This window comes from Neorhizobium tomejilense, assembly GCF_964254135.1.
GTDB lineage: Bacteria > Pseudomonadota > Alphaproteobacteria > Rhizobiales > Rhizobiaceae > Neorhizobium > Neorhizobium tomejilense.
On the sequence record NZ_CAXUSO020000001.1, the window covers coordinates 371,231 to 393,270 of the forward strand.

General features: G+C 61.8%; 21 protein-coding genes. 17 read left to right on the top strand and 4 right to left on the bottom strand.

The window, feature by feature from the left end:
- Position 1 precedes the first annotated feature (1 nt).
- The 5 genes from ACSQ3G_RS01830 (at position 2) to lpxK (ending at position 4,462) form a co-directional block, all read left to right on the top strand.
- Positions 2 to 805: a 3'(2'),5'-bisphosphate nucleotidase CysQ gene (locus ACSQ3G_RS01830; RefSeq protein WP_436108832.1), complete on the top strand. Its 804-nt coding sequence runs from the start codon at positions 2 to 4 to the stop codon at positions 803 to 805.
- A gap of 63 nt (positions 806 to 868) precedes the next feature.
- Positions 869 to 1,111: a DUF4170 domain-containing protein gene (locus ACSQ3G_RS01835; RefSeq protein ID WP_046630968.1), complete on the top strand. Its 243-nt coding sequence runs from the start codon at positions 869 to 871 to the stop codon at positions 1,109 to 1,111.
- A gap of 169 nt (positions 1,112 to 1,280) precedes the next feature.
- Positions 1,281 to 2,600: a lipid IV(A) 3-deoxy-D-manno-octulosonic acid transferase gene (waaA, locus tag ACSQ3G_RS01840; RefSeq protein ID WP_046611054.1), complete on the top strand. Its 1,320-nt coding sequence runs from the start codon at positions 1,281 to 1,283 to the stop codon at positions 2,598 to 2,600.
- Positions 2,597 to 3,325, top strand: coding sequence for an HAD family hydrolase (locus tag ACSQ3G_RS01845; RefSeq protein WP_105439015.1), 729 nt, complete (start codon positions 2,597 to 2,599; stop codon positions 3,323 to 3,325). The genes waaA and ACSQ3G_RS01845 overlap by 4 nt, the downstream gene beginning before the upstream one ends.
- A gap of 90 nt (positions 3,326 to 3,415) precedes the next feature.
- Positions 3,416 to 4,462: a tetraacyldisaccharide 4'-kinase gene (gene lpxK / locus ACSQ3G_RS01850; RefSeq protein ID WP_436108833.1), complete on the top strand. Its 1,047-nt coding sequence runs from the start codon at positions 3,416 to 3,418 to the stop codon at positions 4,460 to 4,462.
- Here the strand turns inward: lpxK and ACSQ3G_RS01855 are convergent.
- Both ACSQ3G_RS01855 and mutL read right to left on the bottom strand, forming a co-directional pair.
- Entirely contained in the window at positions 4,459 to 4,692 is a 234-nt protein-coding gene (locus ACSQ3G_RS01855) for a DUF2093 domain-containing protein (RefSeq protein WP_046630976.1), read from the bottom strand. The two genes, lpxK and ACSQ3G_RS01855, sit on opposite strands and share 4 nt — an antisense overlap.
- 66 nt (positions 4,693 to 4,758) lie before the next feature.
- Positions 4,759 to 6,573, bottom strand: coding sequence for a DNA mismatch repair endonuclease MutL (mutL, locus tag ACSQ3G_RS01860; protein ID WP_436108834.1), 1,815 nt, complete (start codon positions 6,571 to 6,573; stop codon positions 4,759 to 4,761).
- A 361-nt stretch (positions 6,574 to 6,934) separates the two neighbouring features.
- On the opposite strand from mutL, the gene ACSQ3G_RS01865 reads away from it, so the two are divergent.
- On the top strand, positions 6,935 to 8,608 hold the full coding sequence (locus ACSQ3G_RS01865) for a response regulator (RefSeq protein WP_436108835.1): 1,674 nt from the start codon (positions 6,935 to 6,937) through the stop codon (positions 8,606 to 8,608).
- Positions 8,609 to 8,708: 100 nt separating this feature from the next.
- Positions 8,709 to 10,064 (top strand): putative bifunctional diguanylate cyclase/phosphodiesterase, encoded by a 1,356-nt coding sequence (locus tag ACSQ3G_RS01870; RefSeq protein WP_105402064.1) that lies wholly within the window; start codon positions 8,709 to 8,711, stop codon positions 10,062 to 10,064.
- A gap of 112 nt (positions 10,065 to 10,176) precedes the next feature.
- On the opposite strand, the gene ACSQ3G_RS01875 is transcribed toward ACSQ3G_RS01870, so the two are convergent.
- Both ACSQ3G_RS01875 and ACSQ3G_RS01880 read right to left on the bottom strand, forming a co-directional pair.
- Positions 10,177 to 10,794: a PRC-barrel domain-containing protein gene (locus tag ACSQ3G_RS01875; RefSeq protein WP_436108836.1), complete on the bottom strand. Its 618-nt coding sequence runs from the start codon at positions 10,792 to 10,794 to the stop codon at positions 10,177 to 10,179.
- A gap of 192 nt (positions 10,795 to 10,986) precedes the next feature.
- Positions 10,987 to 11,868, bottom strand: coding sequence for an SMP-30/gluconolactonase/LRE family protein (locus ACSQ3G_RS01880; RefSeq protein WP_436108837.1), 882 nt, complete (start codon positions 11,866 to 11,868; stop codon positions 10,987 to 10,989).
- A gap of 413 nt (positions 11,869 to 12,281) precedes the next feature.
- Between ACSQ3G_RS01880 and ACSQ3G_RS01885 the strand changes: the two genes are divergently transcribed.
- From ACSQ3G_RS01885 to ACSQ3G_RS01930, 10 genes are all read left to right on the top strand, one after another.
- Positions 12,282 to 13,013 (top strand): LuxR family transcriptional regulator, encoded by a 732-nt coding sequence (locus ACSQ3G_RS01885; protein WP_436111651.1) that lies wholly within the window; start codon positions 12,282 to 12,284, stop codon positions 13,011 to 13,013.
- 375 nt (positions 13,014 to 13,388) lie between these two features.
- On the top strand, positions 13,389 to 14,591 hold the full coding sequence (gene apbC / locus ACSQ3G_RS01890) for an iron-sulfur cluster carrier protein ApbC (RefSeq protein WP_436108838.1): 1,203 nt from the start codon (positions 13,389 to 13,391) through the stop codon (positions 14,589 to 14,591).
- A gap of 309 nt (positions 14,592 to 14,900) precedes the next feature.
- Positions 14,901 to 15,872 (top strand): magnesium transporter CorA family protein, encoded by a 972-nt coding sequence (locus ACSQ3G_RS01895; protein WP_436108839.1) that lies wholly within the window; start codon positions 14,901 to 14,903, stop codon positions 15,870 to 15,872.
- Positions 15,873 to 15,886: 14 nt separating this feature from the next.
- A complete protein-coding gene (locus ACSQ3G_RS01900; protein ID WP_436108840.1) occupies positions 15,887 to 17,788 on the top strand; it encodes a potassium transporter Kup in 1,902 nt (633 codons plus the stop codon).
- Between the two features lie 169 nt (positions 17,789 to 17,957).
- Positions 17,958 to 19,112 carry a cell wall hydrolase gene (locus ACSQ3G_RS01905; RefSeq protein WP_436108841.1) on the top strand — a complete coding sequence of 385 codons (1,155 nt, stop codon included), beginning with the start codon at positions 17,958 to 17,960 and terminating at the stop codon, positions 19,110 to 19,112.
- A 267-nt stretch (positions 19,113 to 19,379) separates the two neighbouring features.
- Positions 19,380 to 19,742, top strand: coding sequence for an AtpZ/AtpI family protein (locus ACSQ3G_RS01910; RefSeq protein ID WP_436108842.1), 363 nt, complete (start codon positions 19,380 to 19,382; stop codon positions 19,740 to 19,742).
- Between the two features lie 61 nt (positions 19,743 to 19,803).
- Positions 19,804 to 20,556, top strand: a complete 753-nt coding sequence (locus ACSQ3G_RS01915; RefSeq protein ID WP_046630996.1) for a F0F1 ATP synthase subunit A — start codon at positions 19,804 to 19,806, stop codon at positions 20,554 to 20,556.
- Positions 20,557 to 20,622: 66 nt separating this feature from the next.
- Positions 20,623 to 20,850 (top strand): F0F1 ATP synthase subunit C, encoded by a 228-nt coding sequence (locus tag ACSQ3G_RS01920; protein ID WP_037087706.1) that lies wholly within the window; start codon positions 20,623 to 20,625, stop codon positions 20,848 to 20,850.
- An 83-nt stretch (positions 20,851 to 20,933) separates the two neighbouring features.
- Positions 20,934 to 21,542 carry a F0F1 ATP synthase subunit B gene (locus tag ACSQ3G_RS01925; RefSeq protein WP_105418641.1) on the top strand — a complete coding sequence of 203 codons (609 nt, stop codon included), beginning with the start codon at positions 20,934 to 20,936 and terminating at the stop codon, positions 21,540 to 21,542.
- A 4-nt stretch (positions 21,543 to 21,546) separates the two neighbouring features.
- Positions 21,547 to 22,032, top strand: a complete 486-nt coding sequence (locus ACSQ3G_RS01930; protein ID WP_046631000.1) for a F0F1 ATP synthase subunit B — start codon at positions 21,547 to 21,549, stop codon at positions 22,030 to 22,032.
- Positions 22,033 to 22,040: the final 8 nt, after the last annotated feature.

The window sequence follows — 22,040 nt, forward strand, 5'->3', positions numbered from 1 at the left end:
GATGACGGTCGCCGAAGCCTGGGGCCAGGATCTCGAACTCATTCTCGACGCGGCGCGCCAGGCCGGCGATATCGCCCACGGATTTTTCGGCCGCTCGCCGGAAGTCTGGTGGAAGAACGAGGGCAAGTCGCCGGTCAGCGCCGCCGACTTCGCCGCCAACGACCGGCTGCAGAACCTGCTCCTGACGGACCGGCCGAACTACGGCTGGCTTTCCGAGGAAACCGACGACGATGTCGCCCGGCTTAGCTGCGAAACGCTCTTCGTCGTCGATCCGATTGATGGTACCCGCGCCTTCATCAACGGAGAAAAGACCTGGTGCGTCTCGGTCGCCGTCGTGCATCGCGGCCAGCCGGTGGCCGGTGTTCTTGTGGCACCGGCGCTCGACGAGGAGTTTTCCGCGGTGAAGGATGGGCCGGCGCTGAAGAACGGCCGGCCGATTTCCGTCACCGTCGCCCGCAGCAATGGCGAACTGGTCATTGCGGCCGACGAAAACCTCGTCAAGAAATTCGAGCCGGAGTTCCGCGACGAAGTCCGCCGGGTGCGGCATGTGCCGTCGCTCGCCTACCGGCTCGCCATGATCGCCGACGGCAGCATTGACGGCACCGTCGTCAAGCGTGCCTCCCACGACTGGGATCTGGCGGCTGCCGACCTCATTCTCGAACGGGCGGGCGGCCGCCTCGTCGATCTTACCGGCAACAGGCTTGTCTACAATCGCGAGACCGTCAGCCACGAAATGCTGGCCGCCGGCGCCGAACACGCGCTCGACAGCCTTTTACCCCAGCTCGCTAGGCTCACTCCGGGTTGACCTTTCCATGGGAATGCAGCAGAGGAAGAGCCGGGGGAGCTGGAACGGACGGAATATCGGACAATGACGGAAACGGGCGAAAAGAAACAACTTCTGCACCTGGTCTTCGGTGGTGAACTGCAGAGCCTGGAGGGCCTTCAATTCAAGGACCTTTCGGCGCTTGATATCGTCGGCATCTATCCGGACTACGCGAGCGCGCTGATCGCCTGGCGGGGCAAGGCGCAGCAGACGGTCGACAACGCCCATATGCGGTATTTCATCGTCCATATGCACCGTCTGCTCGATCCTGATACTAAGTCGGCTTGAGATAAGCCTCGCGTTTTACAATGTGCTCGCAATGCTGGTCCCTCGCCTGGTATCGATCCCGGGGACCCTTTTTTGACGCATTTGTAAAACACAAAAAACTGGGTTACGGATGAGCAATCGGAGGGTCTATCACATTGATGGCGGCCATCACGCATCGGGGGCAAACACGGTGAGCAAGATTTCTGCGCGCCTGGCTCTCGTTGGTTACCGGGTGGCCGGTATTTCCCTTTATCCCCTGGTCGGCCCTTACCTTGCTTATCGCGCCATGAAGGGCAAGGAAGACAGGACCCGCAAGCTGGAACGGCTCGGTTATGCAAGCCTTGCCCGGCCCCGTGGCCCGCTCATCTGGGTGCACGCGGCAAGCGTCGGGGAAACCATCGCCATCATGCCGATGATCCGCGAACTGCGGCGCCGTGAGATCCACATCCTTCTGACGACGGGCACCGTCACCTCCGCAAATCTCGTCCGGTCGCGGCTGGCTGACGAGGTGATCCACCAATACGTGCCGCTCGACCTGAAATTTCCGATCAAGCGCTTCATCGCCTACTGGAAGCCGGATGCCTGCATCACCGCGGAATCCGAGATCTGGCCGACTACCATCGCCGAACTCGCCCGCCGCCGCATTCCGCAGATCCGCGTCAATGCCCGCATCTCCGACCGGTCCTTCGATCGCTGGCGCAACCGTAGCTCGATCGCCGAAGCCATCTTCGGCAAGATGGCTCTGGTGGTCGCTCAGTCGGATCTGGATGCCGAGCGCTTCCGCGATCTCGGCGCCTGGCCTGTCATCGCATCCGGCAACCTGAAGAGTGATACCGATCCGCCGCCCTGCGACGAGGCAGTGCTGGCAAGCTATCGCAAGCAGATCGGCAGCCGCCGGACCTGGGCTGCGATCTCGACTTTCGACGGCGAGGAAAAGGCGGCGGCGACCGTCCACAAGGCGCTGAAACCGAAGAACGGCCAGCTGACCATTCTCGTGCCGCGCCACCCCGATCGCGCCGACGCGGTCGAAGAGATGCTGAAGGAAATGGGCCTGACCGTGGCGCGCCGCTCGCGCAACGACGTTGTGACGCCGGAGACCGACGTCTTTCTCGGCGACTCCATCGGCGAAATGGGGCTTTACCTGCGTCTGACCGAGATCGCCTTCGTCGGCAGGTCGCTGACGAACGAGGGCGGGCAGAACCCGCTGGAGCCGGCCATGCTCGGCTGCGCCGTGCTTTCCGGCCCGCATGTCCAGAATTTCCGCGACGCCTACCAGCATCTGGTGCGCAAGGGCGGTGCCCGCATCGTCAAGGACGTGGAGATGCTGGCAAAGGCGGTCCACTACCTGATGATCAACGATCTCGCCCGTGTGAAGATGATCGATTCCGGCCATGACGCGATGGACGAGATGCGCGGTGCGCTGTCGAAGACGATCAAGGCGCTGGAGCCCTATGTCAATCCGCTGACGGTCAGCGCCAGGCTGCAGCCGAAAGCCGCCGCCGTTCGATGACCCCGGAAAAGCTCGCACACATCGCCGGCATCCTGTTCGACAAGGACGGCACGTTGTTGCTCTATGACGAGAGCTGGGGACCGGTGAACCGCGAGGCTGCCCGCATCGCTTCCGCCGGCGACGCCGAGCTCGAACCGCAGCTTCTGTTTTCCGGCGGCATGGACCCGGTATCGGGCCACACCCGGCCGGACAGCCTGCTGGCCGCCGGCAACGCCGCCGAGATCGCCGCGGGCTTTGTCGCCGCCGGTTCGCCGCTCGAAGTGGGTGAACTCACCCGGCTGCTCGACGACCTTTTCATCCGTTCGGCTGAATTTTCCGTGGCTGTCACAGATCTGGCGGCGCTGTTTGCCAAGCTCAAGGCGCGGGGCTTCAAGCTCGGCATCGCCTCCAGCGACAACGAACAGGCGATCCGCCAGACCGCCATCCGCTTCGGCATCATCGATCATGTCGATTTCATCGCCGGCTACGACAGCGGTCACGGCGTGAAGCCGGAGCCGGGCATGGTGCTCGGTTTCTGCCGTGCCACCGGGCTTGATCCCGCCGAGGTCGCCATGGTCGGCGACAACAATCACGACATGCATATGGGTGCGAGCGCGGGCGTCGGCCTGAAGGTCGCGGTGCTGACCGGCACCGGCTCCCGCGAGACGCTGTCGGCATCGGCGGATATCTGCCTTGCCGATATTACCGCGCTCATGGACCTTCTGCCGGAAAAGCTTCACGCCTGAAGCGGGCTTTGGTTTCAAAGGCTTGCCTTTTTTCCAAAACTGCCATTTTGTTCGCGGGCTGTTTCAGGACGGATCAGCCGGAGTTTGGGTATGGTATCGGAAGCACCGCCATTCTGGTGGACGAAAGCGGATTGGCGTGCCTGGGGCCTTGCCCCCGTTTCGTTTCTTTATGGCCGTATCGCCGGTCGCCGCATGGCCAAAGCCAGGCGCGCCAGCATTCCCGTGCCGGTCATCTGCGTCGGCAATTTCACGGTCGGCGGCGCCGGCAAGACCCCGACCGCCATCACCCTTGCACGCGCCGCTAAAGAAAAGGGCCTGAAGCCCGGTTTCCTCAGCCGCGGTTACGGCGGTTCGCTTGATGTCACGACCGTGGTCGATCCCGAGCATCACTGGGCCGAGGCGGTGGGCGACGAGGCGCTATTGCTCTGCCGCGAGACGCTGACGGTGATTTCCCACACCCGCGTCGAGGGGGCTCATCGACTGGTCGCCGAAGGCGCCGACCTGATCATCATGGACGACGGTTTCCAGAGCGCCCGCCTGGCGCTGGATTTCGCCCTCGTCGTTATCGACACGGTGCGCGGCATCGGCAACGGCCATCTCGTGCCGGGCGGGCCGGTGAGGGCGCCGATATCCGAGCAGATGCGTCAGCTCTCGGCGATCCTCAAGGTCGGCAACGGCGAGGCGGCCGACCAGCTGGTGCGCCAGGCCGCCCGGGCCGGCAAGCAGATCTATGTCGCGGCGCTGAAGCCGCGCGAAAATCGCGACATCGCCGGCAAGGCGCTGTTCGCCTTCGCCGGCATCGCTGATCCGCAAAAATTCTATCGTACCGTCGGAGAGGTCGGCGGGCTGGTTGTGGAAAAGCGCGACTTCCCCGACCATCACTATTTCAGCGAGGACGAGATCTCGGACCTCCTGGACGATGCCGCCAAGGACAAACTGACGCTCGTCACCACCGCCAAGGATGCGGTGCGGCTGCAGGGACATCACGGGCGCATGGAGGAACTGGCGGAAAAGGTCAGCGTGGTCGAGGTCGACATGGCGTTCGACGATCCGCAGGCACCGGGCAAGATCATCGATACGGCGATCGCTAACTTCCGCCAGCGGCGTATCACGGAAGGAAACGCCGCGAAGATTTAGCCGCGGCTCTGGTTGGGCAGAATGCCGGCGCGCTTGTCGGCTTCCAGCGAGGAGGCGCAATCGACATAGGGCTCCTGCCGGGCGACGCTCCAGTACCGCAATTCGTCGATCGGAATCTGCGCCCCAGTCATGGCGCATATGACATAGGAGCCGGCGGTCAGAATCTGGTAATCGCCATCGAGATACCGGATCTTCGCTTCGCGGAATCCGCTTCCCTCGAACCGGTTCATCTGTCGTCTCCTGCGGAAAAACATGGCGCCTGCTCTACCCCGATTGAACCTGAATTGCCAGCTTTTTCAGCTTCGGCCGAAGAGCCGCTCGATGTCGGAAAGCTTGAGTTCGATATAGGTGGGCCGGCCATGGTTGCAGGTACCGGAGCCGGGCGTCGCTTCCATTTCCCGCAACAGCGCGTTCATCTCCTCCGGCCTCAGCCGTCGGCCGGAACGCACCGAGCCGTGGCAGGCCATGGTGGCGGCGACATATTCGAGCTTGCCGCGCAGGCCCCCGGCGGTGTTCCATTCGGCGATCTCGTCGGCCAGATCGCGGACCATCGAGGCCGCATCGACTTCGCCGAGCATGGCGGGCGTCTCGCGCACGGCGACAGCGCCCGGACCGAAACGTTCGATCGCCAGGCCCAGCCGGTCAAGTTCCGTCGCATTCGCCATCAGCCGGTCACAATCCTCTTCCGGCAGGTCGATGATCTCCGGGATCAGGAGGACCTGGCTCGCCAGCCGCTTGTTGTCGAGCGCCTTGCGCATAGCCTCGAACACCAGCCGTTCATGCGCGGCGTGCTGGTCGACGATGACAAGCCCGTCTTCGGTCTGCGCCACGATATAGTTTTCGTGAACCTGCGCGCGGGCGGCACCCAGGCGGTATCGCGGCGCGTCTTCGCCAGCGGTCCTCGGAGCGGGTTCCGCGATCGCCGTATCGGCTCGGGCTGTCGGCATGGTCAGCACGTCGAAGCCGGATTGCGCCTGTTCGGCAAAGTCGTTGGCCGGCTGTGGATGGAGCGGCCTGAACGGCGAGGCCGCGGCCGCCCAAGGGGTGCGCGGTGTGGCATGAGCCGGCTGGAAGCCGGGTCGGAAGGCGCGCATCATGCCTGACGTTCCGGTCGTCGCCGCCCGATCGCCCTCGCGATGTAGCGCCTCTCGGATCGCCCCGACGATGAGGCCCCGCACCAGGCCGGGATCGCGAAAACGCACGTCCGACTTCGCCGGATGCACGTTGACGTCCACCAGCGCCGGATCGATCTTGATCGATAGGACCGCCACGGGATAGCGGCCGGAGGGAACGCTTTCCGCATAGGCGCCGCGCAGGGCCGACAGGATCAGCTTGTCCTGTACCGGCCGGCCGTTCACGAAGGCATATTGATGCGCCGAATTTCCACGGTGAAAGGTCGGCACGCCGACGAAGCCGGAAAGCCCGACATCTTCCCGCATCGCGTCGATCTCGATCGCATTGTCGCGGAAATCGGCGCCGAGGATCTGCGCCATGCGGGCGAGATGGTCGTCGCCGGTCGCCGGGAATTCGAGCGTCGTGCGGTCGGAACCCGACAGCACGAAGCGGATATGCGGAAAGGCGATCGCCATGCGCTTGACCACTTCGGTGATCGCACCGGCCTCGGCCTTCTCGGTCTTCAAGAATTTCAGCCGCGCCGGCGTCGCAAAGAAGATATCGCGCACCTCGACCACCGTGCCGGTATTGGCCGGTGCCGGCTTCACGCCGCTCATCTTGCCGCCGATCACCGCCACCTGCGATCCTTCCGAATGACCGTTGCGGCGGCTGGTGATGGTGAGCTTCGCCACCGAACCGATCGAGGGCAGGGCCTCGCCGCGGAAGCCGAGCGTGCGGATGTCGTCGAGCGTCTCGGATATCTTCGATGTGCAGTGTCGCCGCACCGCAAGATCGAGATCGGCCGCATCCATGCCGGAACCGTTGTCGGTAATCCGGATCAGGCTTTTGCCGCCGCCGGCGGTGGCGATCTCGATGCGGGTCGCGCCGGCATCGATGGCGTTTTCGATCAGTTCCTTCGCGGCGCTGGCGGGCCTTTCGATGACCTCGCCGGCAGCGATCTGGTTGATCAGGGTCTCGGGGAGCTGTTTGACGGACATGCGCCATTTTCCCGGATTCGGCACCGGAAGGAAAGCCCGGATCGCACCTTTCCTAACCGATTGAAATGAACTTTAAGGTTGATGCACGGCCGTTCATTAATCCGGCTTTAAGATAAACGAGATAATTTGTTCGGTATTAAACTTGGATGAAACCGGGGAGGCGCCAGCTTCCCGCGAGTGACCGGGATGGCGGCCAGCTGGGCACCGTCATGCGAGCCCCGATCACCCGTTGAGGACTTGGAGCCAGCATGTTCCCACGCCGACAAGACGAAAACTAGAAGGAATAACGCCGAGAGGCGAATATCGGCATTACGGCCCGGCCTTTGTCCGGTCCGAAAAAGCATACGGGGAGTTCCATCCTATGAATGATTTGGCGTCGGCGGACGCAAACATTCAAGCTGTCATGCTCGAAGTGATTTCCGAGGGCATTTCGGGCGGCGTATTTGTCTATGACAAGAATGACCTGATCGTCTTTGCGAGCCAGCAATTGCTGACTCTCCTGCCGGTTCCGAAGAGCTTTCTGACGCCCGGCACGCGCCTTCGGGATTTCCTCGGGGCTGTCTACGATGGCGGCGGACGCTTCCTGACCGATGCTTCCGGTCCGCGCCGGATGCTGAGCCGTGAGGACTGGATCGCCGAACAGATCGCCACGCTCTGGAAGGAACGGGCCGAGTCGCAGGAACGCCGCGGCACCGACCGCTGGGTGAGCTTCACCAAGCGCCGCCTGTCGTCCGGTTACGGCGTCTGCGTCGTCAGGGATATCTCCGATCACAAGAAGCGCGAGGAACAGTGGCGCGCCGACATGGAACGGGTGCAGATCACCGAAGAGGTGCTCGACAACCTGCCGTTCCCGATTACCGTCAAGGACAGCAGCCTGACCTTCGTCGCCGTCAACAAGATGGCCGCGCGCTTCCTCGATCTGCCGCCCGAAGCAATTCTCGGTCACAAGGGGTCCGATGTTCATCCGCCGCAAGTGGAGCAGCGCCTGGACCGCATCAATCGCGGGGTCCTCGATCTTGGCGAGCCCCAGCAGATGTCCGAACTGGTGATCCGGCCGGACGGCTCGCAGGTCGTCATCATCGCCAACAAATACCGTATCGGGAAGCCGGGGCGTTATTACCTGGTCACCGCCATGGAAGACATTACCGGACTGGTCGCGACCGATGAAGACGGCGAGGAGATCAAGCCGCGCATGAGTCGGGGCGGATTGATCGCCACTTCGCTGGCTCGGCAGGAGCGCGACGTGCCAGTGAAGGCGGCGGTTGCGCCCGACACGACCCATCTCTCCAACCGCAAGGTTCTTGTCGCCTCCTCCGATCCGAGGACGAGCGCCGAGGCGCTGGAAATTCTCGATGATCTGGGGTTCGACACCTCTTCCGTTTCAGACGGTGAGGAACTGGAGCTCTTCCTACAACTCGCAAAGGAAGCCAGCATCGCAATCGATCTCGTCGTCGTGGACACGCTGGCGGACAAGGCTTGCCTTGAAATCGTCCAGCGGCACCGCATTCCCGCCTTGGCGATTAATGGGGTCCGGGTGAAGCGGGAACTGGCCGCCGGCGTCACTCGCCAGTTCAGCCAGCCTGCCGCAAACGAGACTGCGCGCGACGAAGACGCCTGGATTGCCTCGCAAGCCGGCGAAAGCGCCGGCATCGACATTCTGGTTGCCGAAGACAACGAAGTGAACCAGATCGTCTTCTCCCAGATCCTCGAGGGCCTGGGTTATCGTTATGCGATCGCCGCCGATGGCGAAGAAGCGGTCCGGCTCTGGCAGGAGCGGTCGCCGCGGCTGATCCTGATGGATATCACCCTTCCGAAGCTCAGTGGGTTCGATGCGAGCGTGCGCATCCGGAACCTGGAGACGATCGACAACTCCATCCCGATCATCGGCGTCCTTCCCCAGGCCTTCGAACGCGATCGCGACCAATGTTTCGCCTCCGGCATGAACGAGGTGATCCTCAAGCCGATTAGCCCCGAGGCGCTGGAAGCCGTTTTCCAGACATTTCTCGGGATATCCGCAAAGCAGTCGTATGCTTAACCGATTAATCAATCCGTTCATGTAAGTTAAGCCCGGGCCATCATTTTTTAATCTTTTTCCCGCATCCTGCGCCGGTCTGTGAAGCGCAACGGGATTATTCATGAAGTCGGCGGGAAACCCATTGCCGCAGGTCAGCCAGAATGAACTGCAGGCAATGGCCTACAGTGACGCCCTGACGGGACTTGGAAATCGATACCGTCTGCGTGACAAGGTGCGCCTGCTGGCTGCCGAGCGGGCCCAGGATCCTGCACCCTTTACCATCTGCATTGCCAATCTCGACGGCTTCAAGCCGATCAACGATCTGTTCGGCGCCGAAGCGGGCGACGAGATCCTCTGCCAGGTCGCTCATCGCCTGAAAGCCTGCATTCCGGACGGCGCGACCGTTACCCGCCATGACGGTGACGAGTTTGCCTTCATCCTGCCTCTTGTCTTTGAACGCGTCGGCGCCGAACGTATCGGCCAGATGATCAAGGACGTCCTGTCCGCCCCCTACGATCTCGGCGACCGCAACGTCCGGCTATCGGCCTCCTTCGGCTTTGCGATCTATCCCTTCGCCGGCGCGGATTTCGAGGAACTGCTGAAAAGCGCAGAAACCGCGCTCTACCGCTCGAAACGCCGCGGCCGGGGACAGATCACGGTCTACTCCCGCGAAATCGCCCAGGAGATGAAGCGGGCGACACAGCTGGAACAGGCGCTTCGCAACGCCATCATCGCCGATGCCGTGGATGTCCACTTTCAGCCGATCGTTCGCATCAGCGATGGCGCAGTGGTCGGTTTCGAGGCGTTGGCGCGCTGGATCGATGCCGATCTCGGCTTCGTCTCGCCCGCGGTTTTTGTGCCCCTTGCCGAAGAGCGCGGTTTTATTGACGCACTTTCTGAAACGTTACTGCACAAGGCTGCCGAGGCTGCACTCTCCTGGCCGCGCGAGCTTTTCCTCTCCTTCAACCTCTCTTCAGCACAGCTGATGGACCCCGGCACGACCGAGACCATCCTCGCGACCCTGGCACGCGTCGGCCTCGATCCTCATCGCCTGGAACTGGAAATTACCGAAACGGCGGTGATGACCTCGGCCGATACGGCGCAGCGCATCATTACCGACCTGCGCCAGCAAGGCGTGCGCATCTCGCTCGACGATTTCGGCACGGGCCAGTCGAGCCTCGGGCGGCTGCGGGACTTCACCTTCGACAAGGTGAAAATCGACCGCGCGTTCGTCTCGCGCATCACCACTGACCGCGCGTCGGAACACATCGTCAAGGCGATCATCGCCATGTGCGACGGGCTCAACCTGGCTGTGGTCGCGGAAGGCATCGAGGAAAAGGCCGATGCGGACAAGCTCAACGAACTCGGCTGCGCGATGGGACAGGGCTATTATTACGGCAGACCGGCTGACAGCGCTGTCACCCTGCGCTACCTCCAGGAACACTACCGCGACTTCATGACCATCGAACGGGCTTGAGCGAGGCCTGGTTTGCACTCAGCACCTGCAAAAAAGAGGCGGCACCTGCGGTACCGCCCCGTTTCGTGGTGACGACGTGTCACCCGTTCCGGACCCTTGACTGATCGAGCGTTTATTTGCTCGGGGCAGCCGGTGTCGTCGACGGGTTAGTAGCGCCGCCTGCAGGCATCGAGGTGCCGGTGGAGGACGTGGTCGTCCGGTCGGTTTCTGCCTGCTTGTCTGCCAGGCTCTTGAATTCCGGAGCGGTCTGAAGGGCTTCTGCCGTTTCCGTGGTGGTCAGACGGACTTCGTTGTTGTTTTCCGCATCACGCGTCATGGTGATCTTGTCCATCGGCAGAGCGATTTCCTTCTCACCGATGCCGAGGAAGCCGCCGACGCCGACCACGGCTGCAACGAGGCCGCCGCTTTCTTCAAGAATGAGGTCGTTGACGTCGCCGATGCTCTTGTTTTCCGCGTTGTAGACCGACTTGCCGATATAGTCGTTGGCGCTGATCTGGTTTTCAGCCTGTTCGGTCAGGTAGCCGCCGGAAGCGGCGGCCGTGTCGGTGCCGGTCTTCGGAGCCGGCGTTGCGGCGCTGTCAGCCGGTTTTGCAGCCGAATCTGTCGGAGCGGCAGGGGTTGCCGGAGCCGGGGAGGCCGGCGACGTCGGCTGGGTCTGGGCATATGCCGGTGCAATGGCGGTGGACGCCAAAAGAACAACGGCTGCCATCGTGCTAAGGGTCTTCTTCATAACGAACCTACCTTCCTCTGCTCAAGATTATCTCTGAACACGCGGCCCTCCGTTACGGAGCTCTCCGGCCGCGCTGGTTCGAGAGGAAAATGTTATGAGGACGGATTGGTTCCGGCTAAGATTGCTGAAATTTTAGGCGTTTGAGCGGGAACTTTTTCGCGTTTTGCTTGTTTGAAGCGCTCTTTGCGTCCTTTAGAGGCGATAGGCTGGCTCCGGATCGCATTGGATGGAAACGGTGATTTCGAACAGCGAGCCGGCAAAGGGGTCGGCGGCGCGAGCGGCCTCGTCCAGTCCCTCCCGCGCCGAAGTTACGGCCAACCGGTCCTTGCCGATGAAGGCGGGGCAGGTGGTCTGTTTTGCCGGCACCAGGTGACGCGACAGATGCCGGCCGTCAGCCGAATAATGATCGATGGCACCCTGGCCCCAGCGGGCGTTCCAGATCGTCCCGTCGCTGGCGCAGATCGACCCGTCTATGCCGCCGGGCCTGCCGTTCTCGTCGACCAGGAGCTCGGCTTCGCCGTTCGGCAAACCTGTCGCCGGGTCGAGGGATACGCGCATCAGCCGGTTGACACGAGTGTCTGCATAATAACCGATCGCCCCGTCGGGCGAGAAGCAGATCGAGTTGGGGATGCTGATGCGGTCGAACAGCTTCGTCACCTCACCCTGACGGACATGATAGATAGCGCCGGCGCCGTCCTCGGCTTTTCGTCCCATCGTTCCGATCCAGAGGCTGCCGGAGGGATGGACCCTTCCGTCGTTCGAACGGTTGCCCGGCTTTTCCGGCTCCAGTTCGAGATAGGGGGACAGCGCGCCGGTCGCGCGGTCACGGATGAACATCCCCTTGTCGCTCGCGATCATCTGTCGGGCGGCGTCGATCGAGGCAAGCGCGCTGCCCATCACCGGCAATGCATGAACGATCTCCCGCCCGGTCGGCAGATGCAATTCGTGCAATCCCTTGCCGAGAATGTCGAACCACCAGAGCGTCTCCGTTTCCGATTCGAAGGAGGGGCCTTCTCCAAGTTGGCACAGAGAGGAGGAAAGGACGCGGCCTTCGAAAGCGTGTGTGGTCGCCATGTGAAATCTCCAATTGCATACCGAGGTAATCGATTAGTATCATCGACGGGAGAGAGTCGGCAAACTCCCCGCATAGGTGATTTGATCCCCAACAATTATCTCCTGACAAACGGCTGGAGGCATGCAAAAGGTTTGCAAATCCGAGTAGATGTCATCATTGTCGAAAGTTGATAATTGATGTCGTGATTATTCGGAATTGATAATAGCCACAAATTTAGCATCTAATTAAAATCTGAAATAGCAGCCTCCACCACGCAGGCACGTTCGGCGGGAGCTATCCGGGCAAATCCGGAGAGCCTTTTCCGTTCCACGGGTCGGAGGCGGGCAATGCGAATATAAAGGACCGGATTGGGCGGATGTATGGGAAACACCAGGAATCGCTCGACGCCAGCCGGCGGACAGAGAAGCAGATGATGGCCAATACCGAGAAAGCAGAAGAAGCTCGTGTCTTTGGCGGAAGTGTCGGAGAAATCGCGGATCTCAAGACACAGTTCGACGTGTTCCGGTTCATGAAGCGGGTAACCGAGCATTATGGTTGCCGCACGTTCATGGTTCTCAACCTGCCCCACGCCACCTCGCTCGAACTGTCCAACAACACGGTCATTACCAACTGGCCCGCGGAACTGCTGTCTCTTTTCGACCGCGAAGGCATGATGCAGACCAGCCCCGTACTTCGGCGGCTGCGCGCCTCCACGATCCCGTTCACCTTCGATCTCGATACGGTGCCGCCCGAGCGGCAAGGACCGGCCATCCGCGGCATGTTCGGGAGGTTCGGTCTCGTCCGAGGCGCTTATTTCCCGGTCCATGACATGTCCGGCAGCCGCGGCGCCGTTTCTTTCGCAGGCGATGGCCTGCCGTTCACGCACCAGCAGATGATGGAGTTGATGTACATCTCCATCCACGTCTTCGAGCGCCTGGCGGAGATCCGCAACCTCGATGTGCGCACCACGGACGTGCTCACCGACCGCGAGATCGACTGCCTCAACTGGACGGCCGCCGGCAAGACCAGCGCGGAAATCGCAGAGATCCTCGGCCTCTCCGAACACACGGTCAATCACTACCTGAACCGTGCGGCCAAGAAGCTGGATACGGTGAACCGCACCCAGGCGGTCGCCAAGGCGCTCAGAATCGGTTTGATCAAGTAGCCAATAAAATGCTGCGGCGCACAAAATTTCACCACTGCTCAAGCATTGACCGGTCACGAAATGCCACTTCCATCAAGGGATGTTGCGCCGCAGCAGGGCTCTCGGCCAGAAGTGGTTGAAAAAGCTCATCAATAGGAAGTATCTTCCCGTCTGGCATGTTTCGTGCTTCTGTAGGGGCAGGTCCAGAGGGGACTGCAAGCGCCCCAAGAGGCGTGACAAGAAAAGCTGCCGTTCGATCAGTGCGCCACATGGCTGCCGATCGAACGGCGGTTTATCTTGCTTGCCCCTGGCAATGCCGAACTCCTATATATCTGCGAACGCAGCGTCCCGTTTTGAGGGATCGGTATCGCATCAGGCATTCGGGAGTTTGAAATCATGGCCGACGTGACGAAAGAGGAAGTGCTGGCGGTTCTCGCCAAGGTGCGCGGGCCGGACCTCGAAGGCGATATCGTCTCGCGCGGCATGGTCTCGGACGTCTTCATCTCCGACAACAAGGTCTATTTCTCGATTACAGTCCCGGCAGCGCGGGCGAACGAACTGGAACCGCTGCGCGTGGCAGCGGAACGTACCGTCAAGGCGATGCCGGGCGTCAAGGGCGCGCTGGTGACGCTGACGGCGGACCGCAAGGCCGGTTCCGCTCCGCCTCCGCGCCCGCAGCCTGCCGCACCGGCTGCTCATCCGCATTCGCACGGGCACGCCCATGGTCACGGGCACAGCCATCCGCCCCAAGGCCAGCAACCGGGCCAGCAGCCGGGCCAGCCGCCGCAGCGGGAAAAGCCTGGTGTGCCAGGCGTCGGCGCCATCATCGCCGTGGCATCCGGCAAGGGCGGCGTCGGCAAGTCGACGACGGCGGTCAATCTCGCGCTCGGGCTCCAGGCGAACGGCCTGCGGGTCGGCATTCTCGATGCCGATATCTACGGGCCGTCGGTGCCGCGGCTCCTGAAGATTACCGGCCGTCCACAGCAGATCGAAAACCGCATCATCAAGCCGATGGAGAATTACGGCCTGAAGGCCATGTCGATGGGTTTCCTCGTCGATGAGGAGACGGCGATGATCTGGCGCGGGCCGATGGTCCAGTCAGCACTGCTGCAGATGCTGCGCGAAGTCGCATGGGGCGACCTCGACGTGCTCGTCGTCGACATGCCGCCGGGTACCGGCGACGTGCAGCTCACTATGGCCCAGCAGGTGCCGCTGGCCGGCGCGGTGATCGTTTCGACGCCGCAGGACCTGGCGCTTCTCGACGCGCGCAAGGGGATCGCCATGTTCCGCAAGGTCGAAGTGCCGCTGCTCGGCATTGTCGAGAACATGAGCTATTTCCTCGCTCCCGATACCGGCAAGCGTTATGACATCTTCGGCCATGGCGGCGCGAGAAGCGAGGCGGAACGGATCGGCGTGCCGTTCCTCGGCGAGGTTCCGCTGACGATCGACATCCGCGAACGGTCCGATGCGGGCACGCCCGTCGTCGCCTCCGATCCCGAAGGAGCCTCGGCGAAAATCTACCGCGAGATTGCTGCCAGGGTCTGGGCCGAGCTCGGTGGCCTTACTCCCCGACCGGCGCCTGCAATCGTTTTCGAATAAGAATTCGCATATATGTTCCTCACCATTTCGGAATACCTCCCTCGCGCCGATGGGCAGTCACTTTGGCGGCCGTTCCCGGTCAAGGCTTTGATGTAGGTCGCGAATCACCTTGTTGCCGAAGCCCCCTTGAACATATTCGGCGCGGGAGTCATGTTGCGGCGCCCACTAGGAGGTTTATACGGCTCTTGATTTTGACTATGGCTGTCTCTATAGGCCCGTCCCGCTGATGGCCGGCTGGCGGTCCCTAAACCAGGGGCCGGCAAGCCCGCTTCTCGTTCAGGGCCGACGACGTTCGGCCGGAGACCACGATTGATCAATGCCTATAGCGCCACTGGCTCGATGAAGACGCTTGCGCCGGCCGACGCGTTGCGACAGCTTGCCGACGACATCGTCTGGATCGATCTGGTCGAACCGACTCCGCAGGAGGACGCCTATGTCGAGGGTCTCCTCGGAATTCAGGTTCCGACCCGTGACGACCTGAAGGACATCGAACCTTCGAGCCGGCTTTATGTAGAGAAGGGCTCAGTGTTCATGACAGCGTCGCTCGTCTGGCGCGCCGATGGCAAGGATCCGCAGCTCACCGACGTCGCCTTCATCCTCTCCGGCAGCCGGCTGATCACCGTGCGCTATGCCGAGCCGAAAAGCTTCCAGCTGTTCATCGCCAGCTTGAGCCGCCTGCCGGAACCGGGGCGCGATGGCGCCACTTTGCTGGCAAAACTTCTGGAAACCATCGCCGATCGCACCGCCGAAATTCTTGAGCAGACGGTCGATCACGTCGATGCGCTGTCGACGGAAATCTTCCGCGACCGAGGCAAGCGCCGCCCGCCGAAGTTCCTGGAACGCAAGCTGGCCGATATCGCCGAATACCACCGGCTGATCAGCAAGGTGCGCGACAGCCTCGGTTCGCTCGCCCGGTTGCTGACCTTTCTCATGAACGTGCCCTTGATCAGCCAGGACAAGAGCGACGACAACCTCTGCCGCACCGTTGCGCGGGATGTCGACTCGCTTTCGGAGCATGCCTCCTACATCGCCGGCAACATCGCCTTTCTGCTGGATGCCTCGCTCGGGCTGATCAATGTCGAGCAGAACGCCATCATCAAGATATTCTCCATCGCGTCGGTCGTGTTCCTGCCTCCGACACTCGTTGCCTCGATCTACGGCATGAACTTTCAATTCATGCCGGAACTCGAGTGGCATATCGGATATCCGCTCGCGATCCTCGCGATGCTCCTGTCCGCCATCATCCCCTTTTTCTTCTTTCGCTGGAAAGGCTGGCTTTAAGCCGGACATCCCCCATGGGTCACCCCGCTGAACATCACGACGCCGAGAAGACGAAGGTCCAAGGCCTTTTTGCGCTCGCACTCGGCTCCGTCGGCGTCGTCTACGGCGACATCGGTACGAGCCCGCTCTATGCATTCCGCGAGGCTCTGAAGCCGATCGCCCACGACGGCGTCACGGAACTCGAGATCATCGGCCTCATTTCGCTGATGATCTGGACGCTGACGATCATCGTCACGTTCAAATACGTGCTTTTCCTGCTGCGCGCCGACAACGACGGCGAAGGCGGCACGCTCTCGCTCCTTGCACTTCTGACCAAGTCTGCCAATGGCCACAGGGCAGTGTTGATGCTGCTCGGCCTCATCGGCGCCGCACTTTTCCTGGGCGATGCGATGATTACGCCGGCGCTGTCGGTCCTGTCCGCCGTCGAGGGTCTGAAGCTGGTGGCGCCGTCGATGAGCAGCGCCGTGGTACCGATCTCGGTCGGTATCCTGATTGGTCTTTTCGCCATCCAGTCGAAGGGAACCGGCCTCGTATCGCGCTTCTTCGGGCCGATCACCGCCGTCTGGTTCATCGTCATGGGCGCCGGCGGCGTCGCCCATATATCGGACGACTACAGCATCCTGGCGTCCTTCAATCCGGTCTATGCGGTCGAATTCATGCTGAACGAGAGTTTCGTCGGCATCGTCGTCCTCGGCGCCGTTTTCCTGACGGTCACCGGTGCCGAAGCGCTTTATGCGGACCTTGGCCATTTCGGCCGCCGTCCTATCCAGTGGGCTTGGTTCACGCTCGTCTTCCCGGCGCTGACGTTGAACTATCTGGGGCAGGGCGCTCTGGTGCTCAAGCATCCGGAAGCGATGTCCGATCCGTTCTACCTGATGTTTCCGCAATGGGCGCTGCTGCCGGTGGTCATTCTCGCGACCGCAGCCACCATCATCGCCAGCCAGGCGGTGATCACCGGTGCCTTCTCGCTGGTCCGCCAGGGGATCCATCTCGGTTACCTGCCGCGCATGCAGATCCTGATCACCTCCGAGACCAATACCGGGCAGATCTTCCTGCCGGGGGTCAACACCCTGCTTCTGGTCGGTGTGATCGCGCTGGTCCTGGGCTTCGGAAGTTCCGAATCGCTTGCCACCGCCTACGGTATCTCGGTGACCGGCGCCATGGTCGTCACCACGCTGATGGCCTTCGAATTCGTGCGCGTGAAGTGGAAATGGCCGCAGACTTTTGCGATCTGCGTCCTGGCTCCGCTGCTTGCCCTGGAACTGGTCTTCCTCGGCGCCAACCTCTTGAAGGTCCACGACGGCGGCTGGGTCCCGGTCATGATGGCGATCATCTTCACCATCGTTATGTGGACCTGGAAGCGCGGTACCGCGATCCTCTTCGAAAAGACCCGCCGCATCGACGTGCCGCTCGAAACCTTCATTCCGATGGTCGAAAAGAAGAGCGATCATGCGCCGGTCTCGGTGCCCGGCGTGGCGATCTTCCTGACCAGCGATCCGGAAACCGCGCCCGCAGCACTGCTGCACAACATCAAGCACAACCACGTCCTGCACGAAAAGAACGTGGTGCTGACCATCATCACGGTCAACAAGCCCCGCGTGTCGCTCGAGGAGCGGTTCAAGATCGAGAAGGTCTCGGAGCGTTTCACGCTGATCGAACTGCGCTTCGGCTTCATGCAGTCGCACAATGTCTCGCAGGCGCTCGCTTATCTGCGCAAGACGGGCTTCAAGTTCGACATCATGTCGACCTCCTTCTATCTGGGCCGCCGCAAGCTGGTGCCTGATGCCGCGTCCGGCATGCCCATGTGGCAGGACCGGCTGTTCATCGCCATGGCCAACACCGCGACCGACCCGTCCGACTATTTCCACCTGCCGGCCAACCGCGTCGTCGAGCTCGGCTCGCATGTCATCATCTGAGATGCGCCATTGGGACGCCCTTCGCTGACATTGATGTGAATGTGCTCATTCAAGCCGGTTGCCGGGCGTTTCGGCAGCCGGCGTTAACCGCTCATCAAGGTTAATGATTGATCTTCATCGGGTTCTTGTTGCCCTGTGGAGTTTTAAGGTTTTGCGTTCGAATAGCGTTTTGCGTCGCAAGTCCTCATCCGGACTGAGTGGATGGACTTCCCCGGCCGTCTTCGGCCTTGCCTGCTGGCTGATCTTTCCGTCCGCCCCGGCTCATGGCGATCTCGCCGATCTCCTGACCGGCTTCGACGGCGCCGAACAATGGCGCATGGTGCTGACCGATTCGCCGGCGGGCTCCATCCATCAGGCGTCGCTGGCATTTCCCGGTCTGAAGAACGCGGTCTCCGGCAATGCCGGTCTCGAACTCCCGGACGGCCGCAAGATCGCGCTCGTCGACGAAAAGAAATCCTCTGATCCGCGCCCCGATGAAGACCGCGTCAACCGCGCCGCCAAGAAGGGCCGTATCGTCACCGTCGAACGCATGCAGCCGCCCAAGGCCTTTTCCGCAGGCTCCGTGCTGCAGCGTTCGAGTGGGCTGACCTTGCCGCTCGACGCGCGCGATGAGCTGACCAGGTTTGCCAAGGCCGGCAAGAGCGAGAAGCCCGTCGAACTCGCCGCCTTCTATTTCCGCAAGAAGGACGAGCCGAAGCCGGAAGACGATCTGATGCCGATGATCGCGAGCCTCATCAACAACAATCAGGCCGATGTGCTGGCGACCGCCTATGCGCCGGCGGCGCAGGATTTCGCCAAGGAATCGCCCTTCGATGCGATCCTCACGGAAAAGCCGAGCACCGGCCGCTTCATTCCGCCGATCGGTCTCGACGATCACGCCTGGGCTGCGACGCCGTTGCCGCCGGCCTCCTTTTCGGCGCGCGAGCAGCAGTGCCTCGCCTCCGGCATCTATTTCGAGGCGCGCGGCGAATCCGTCCGCGGCCAGGCGGCAGTCGCCCAGGTCATCCTGAACCGCGTTCGCAATCCGGCCTATCCGGATACGATCTGCGACGTCGTCTACCAGAACGAGGACTGGCGCAACCGCTGCCAGTTTTCCTTTGCCTGCGACAATATCAAGGACCGCATCCGCTCCGAATATCATTGGAAGATGGCACGCGAAGTGGCCATGGCGGTGACCGCCGGCAAGATCTGGTTTCCGGAAGTCGGTTCAGCCACCCATTATCATGCCGTCTATGTTCGTCCCGACTGGGCGCGCACGATGAAGAAGGTCGGCCGCATCGGCCTGCACGTCTTCTACCGCACTTATGGCGGCGGCTGGAGCTGAGCCGGTTCCCGTCGCTTCAACGGGCGGCGATTCCCGCGACAGTTTTACCCGACTCCGGTTGTACTCGTTTTAACCGGTTGAATTTGCTCGATTAATTTACCTCAATCGAAGAACCTTGGACGCCTTGACTATGGGGGCGGGCAAAACTATGTTGCGCGCGACTTGAAAACGGGCCGGACGGCGCGAAATCCCCCGCCAACTGCACTTTTTTGCTGTTGGAAAGCATAAAACCGGTTGTGCCGGGAGCAGAAATAGGGGAGGACGCACATGACGGATCACCGCGACGATGGTCTGGAAGAGCGCCGGCGGCGTCTTTCCGCAAAACTTGCGGAAAGGAAGGCCGAAGACGACGCAGAGGCGAGGCGGGACGCGCAATCTGAAGAAAGCCGAAAGGGCATGGCCCTCGGCTTCAAGATTTCCTCCGAGTTCATCTCCGCGATCGCAGTAGGCGCGATTCTGGGCTATGCGCTCGATTATTATGTCGGCACGTCGCCGTGGGGGATGATCATTCTTCTCCTCCTCGGCTTCTGTGCCGGTGTCTTGAACGTGCTTCGCTCGGTGGGAAAGGTGGCTCAGCCGCCTGCCCTGCAGAAGCGCAGTGACGGAGACGGAAAGGAAGGCGGCCTTTAAGAAGGGCGTTTCCGGCGAAGTGAAGGGAGCCGCTCAAAGCGGCGAATGAAAGAGGTAGACGGTGGCAAACGATCCGATCCATCAGTTCCAGATCAGCAAGATCGTTCCGATCGAAATCGGCGGCATCGACTTCTCCTTTACCAATGCATCCCTGTTCATGGTTGCGACCGTGGCCTGCGCCGCAGGTTTCCTCTATTTCTCCACCTCGCAGCGCTCGGTCGTCCCGGGCCGCGCGCAGTCGGTTGCGGAAATGTCCTATGAATTCATCGCCAACATGCTGCGCGAAGGCGCTGGCAGCCATGGCATGAAGTTCTTCCCGCTGGTCTTTTCGCTGTTCATGTTCGTGCTGACCGCAAACCTGCTCGGCATGTTCCCCTATTTCTTCACGGTCACCAGCCAGATCATCGTCACCTTCGCGCTGGCGATTCTCGTGGTCGGCACGGTCATCGTCTACGGCTTTTACAAGCACGGCCTGCATTTCCTCAAGCTCTTCGTGCCGAGCGGCGTCCCGGGGGCATTGCTGCCGCTGGTCGTGGCGATCGAAGTGATCTCGTTTCTCTCGCGTCCGATTTCGCTCTCCGTTCGTCTGTTCGCCAACATGCTGGCCGGCCATATCACGCTGAAAGTGTTCGCGGGCTTCGTCGGCTCGCTCGGAGCGCTCGGCGCACTCGGCATCGGTGGTGCCATCCTGCCCCTCATCATGACCGTCGCCCTGACCGGTCTCGAATTCCTCGTCGCCTTCCTCCAGGCCTACGTCTTTGCGGTGCTCACTTGCATGTACCTCAACGACGCGGTCCATCCCGGCGGGCACTAAGGATAAAGACATTGGCGTCATAGGCGTCAGTCTACAGCCGCAACAACCATTTCGAAGGAGTTTCTCATGGAAGCGGAAGCAGCAAAGTTCATCGGTGCAGGCCTGGCTTGCTTTGGTATGGCCGGTACGGCTCTTGGCCTCGGCAACATCTTCGGCAGCTACTTGTCGGGCGCACTGCGCAACCCGTCTGCCGCTGACAGCCAGTTCGGCCGTCTGGTATTCGGCTTCGCCGTTACGGAAGCTCTGGGCATCTTCTCGCTGCTCGTCGCTCTCCTTCTCCTGTTCGTGGTCTGATATCTAGGCCAGGAATTCGGATCGCGGCCGCCTGAACAGGGCGGCCGTGGTCTTTCGCATTTGGAATTCACCTGGAGGTGATGATGTTCGTGACCTCGGCATATGCGCAGACCGCGCCGGCCGCTCCAAATACGCCTGCTGCGCCCGCTGGCGAAGTGCATACCGAAACCGGCGTTGCCCACGGCGGCGAACACAAGGGTGCGTTCCCGCCCCTGGATTCCACCTATTTCGCTTCGCAGCTTCTGTGGCTGGTCATCAGCTTCGGCCTCTTCTACCTGCTGATGAAGAAGGTCATCGTTCCGCGCGTCGGCGGCATTCTCGAACACCGCCACGACCGGATCGCCCAGGACCTCGACGAGGCCGCCCGCCTGAAGGCGGAAGCGGACGCTGCCGTCGAGACCTATGAAAAGGAACTGGCTGCTGCACGTTCCAAGGGCCACAAGATCGCCGAAACCGCTCGCGAGGCCGCCAAGACCAAGGCCGCCGCCGACCGCACCGCGATCGAGGCCGAACTGACCGAGAAGCTGGCCGCTGCCGAAACCCGCATCGGTGAAATCAAGGCAAAAGCTTTCGCAGAGGTTGGCCAGATCGCCGAAGAGACCGCCACCGCCATCGTCGATCAGCTGATCGGCGCCAAGGCAAGCGGCGACGACATCAAGGCTGCAGTTGCAGCCGCGAAGACGGAGGCCTGATCCAATGACATTGGATGCAACATTTTTCGCACTTGTCGCTCTCGTCATCTTCCTGGCCCTGATCGTTTACCTGAAAGTGCCGGGCATGATGGCGAAGTCGCTCGACGAGCGCGCCGCCAACATCGGCAAGGAACTCGACGAAGCCAAGCGCCTGCGCGAAGAAGCGCAGACCCTGCTCGCCGAATACCAGCGCAAGCGCAAGGAAGCCGAAGCGGAAGCAGCCCAGATCGTGGCTGTCGCCGAGCGTGAGGCCGCGGCCCTGACCGAGGAAGCTCGCCAGAAGACCGACGAATTCGTCACTCGCCGCAACGCGCTTTCCGAGCAGAAGATCAAGCAGGCGGAAGCCGAAGCGATCGGTGCAGTCCGTGCCGCCGCCGTCGATCTCGCCATCGCCGCTGCCCAGAGCGTCATCGCCCGCAAGGCCGACGCGTCCACCCAGGACACGCTCTTCCAGGACGCCGTCGGCAAGGTGCAGTCACGACTGAACTGATTTCAGTC

Bases quoted from the DNA above. Each gene is read 5' to 3' on its own strand.
- ACSQ3G_RS01835 (WP_046630968.1), top strand. From the start codon at position 869: ATGACGGAAACGGGCGAAAAGAAACAACTTCTGCACCTGGTCTTCGGT.
- ACSQ3G_RS01920 (WP_037087706.1), top strand. From the start codon at position 20,623: ATGGAAGCGGAAGCAGCAAAGTTCATCGGTGCAGGCCTGGCTTGCTTT.
- lpxK (WP_436108833.1), top strand. From the start codon at position 3,416: ATGGTATCGGAAGCACCGCCATTCTGGTGGACGAAAGCGGATTGGCGT.
- mutL (WP_436108834.1), bottom strand. From the start codon at position 6,573: ATGTCCGTCAAACAGCTCCCCGAGACCCTGATCAACCAGATCGCTGCC.
- ACSQ3G_RS01880 (WP_436108837.1), bottom strand. From the start codon at position 11,868: ATGGCGACCACACACGCTTTCGAAGGCCGCGTCCTTTCCTCCTCTCTG.
- ACSQ3G_RS01900 (WP_436108840.1), top strand. From the start codon at position 15,887: ATGGGTCACCCCGCTGAACATCACGACGCCGAGAAGACGAAGGTCCAA.
- ACSQ3G_RS01830 (WP_436108832.1), top strand. From the start codon at position 2: ATGACGGTCGCCGAAGCCTGGGGCCAGGATCTCGAACTCATTCTCGAC.
- ACSQ3G_RS01930 (WP_046631000.1), top strand. From the start codon at position 21,547: ATGACATTGGATGCAACATTTTTCGCACTTGTCGCTCTCGTCATCTTC.
- ACSQ3G_RS01925 (WP_105418641.1), top strand. From the start codon at position 20,934: ATGTTCGTGACCTCGGCATATGCGCAGACCGCGCCGGCCGCTCCAAAT.
- ACSQ3G_RS01855 (WP_046630976.1), bottom strand. From the start codon at position 4,692: ATGAACCGGTTCGAGGGAAGCGGATTCCGCGAAGCGAAGATCCGGTAT.
- ACSQ3G_RS01875 (WP_436108836.1), bottom strand. From the start codon at position 10,794: ATGAAGAAGACCCTTAGCACGATGGCAGCCGTTGTTCTTTTGGCGTCC.
- apbC (WP_436108838.1), top strand. From the start codon at position 13,389: ATGGCCGACGTGACGAAAGAGGAAGTGCTGGCGGTTCTCGCCAAGGTG.
- ACSQ3G_RS01870 (WP_105402064.1), top strand. From the start codon at position 8,709: ATGAAGTCGGCGGGAAACCCATTGCCGCAGGTCAGCCAGAATGAACTG.
- ACSQ3G_RS01885 (WP_436111651.1), top strand. From the start codon at position 12,282: ATGGCCAATACCGAGAAAGCAGAAGAAGCTCGTGTCTTTGGCGGAAGT.
- ACSQ3G_RS01845 (WP_105439015.1), top strand. From the start codon at position 2,597: ATGACCCCGGAAAAGCTCGCACACATCGCCGGCATCCTGTTCGACAAG.
- ACSQ3G_RS01910 (WP_436108842.1), top strand. From the start codon at position 19,380: ATGACGGATCACCGCGACGATGGTCTGGAAGAGCGCCGGCGGCGTCTT.
- ACSQ3G_RS01865 (WP_436108835.1), top strand. From the start codon at position 6,935: ATGAATGATTTGGCGTCGGCGGACGCAAACATTCAAGCTGTCATGCTC.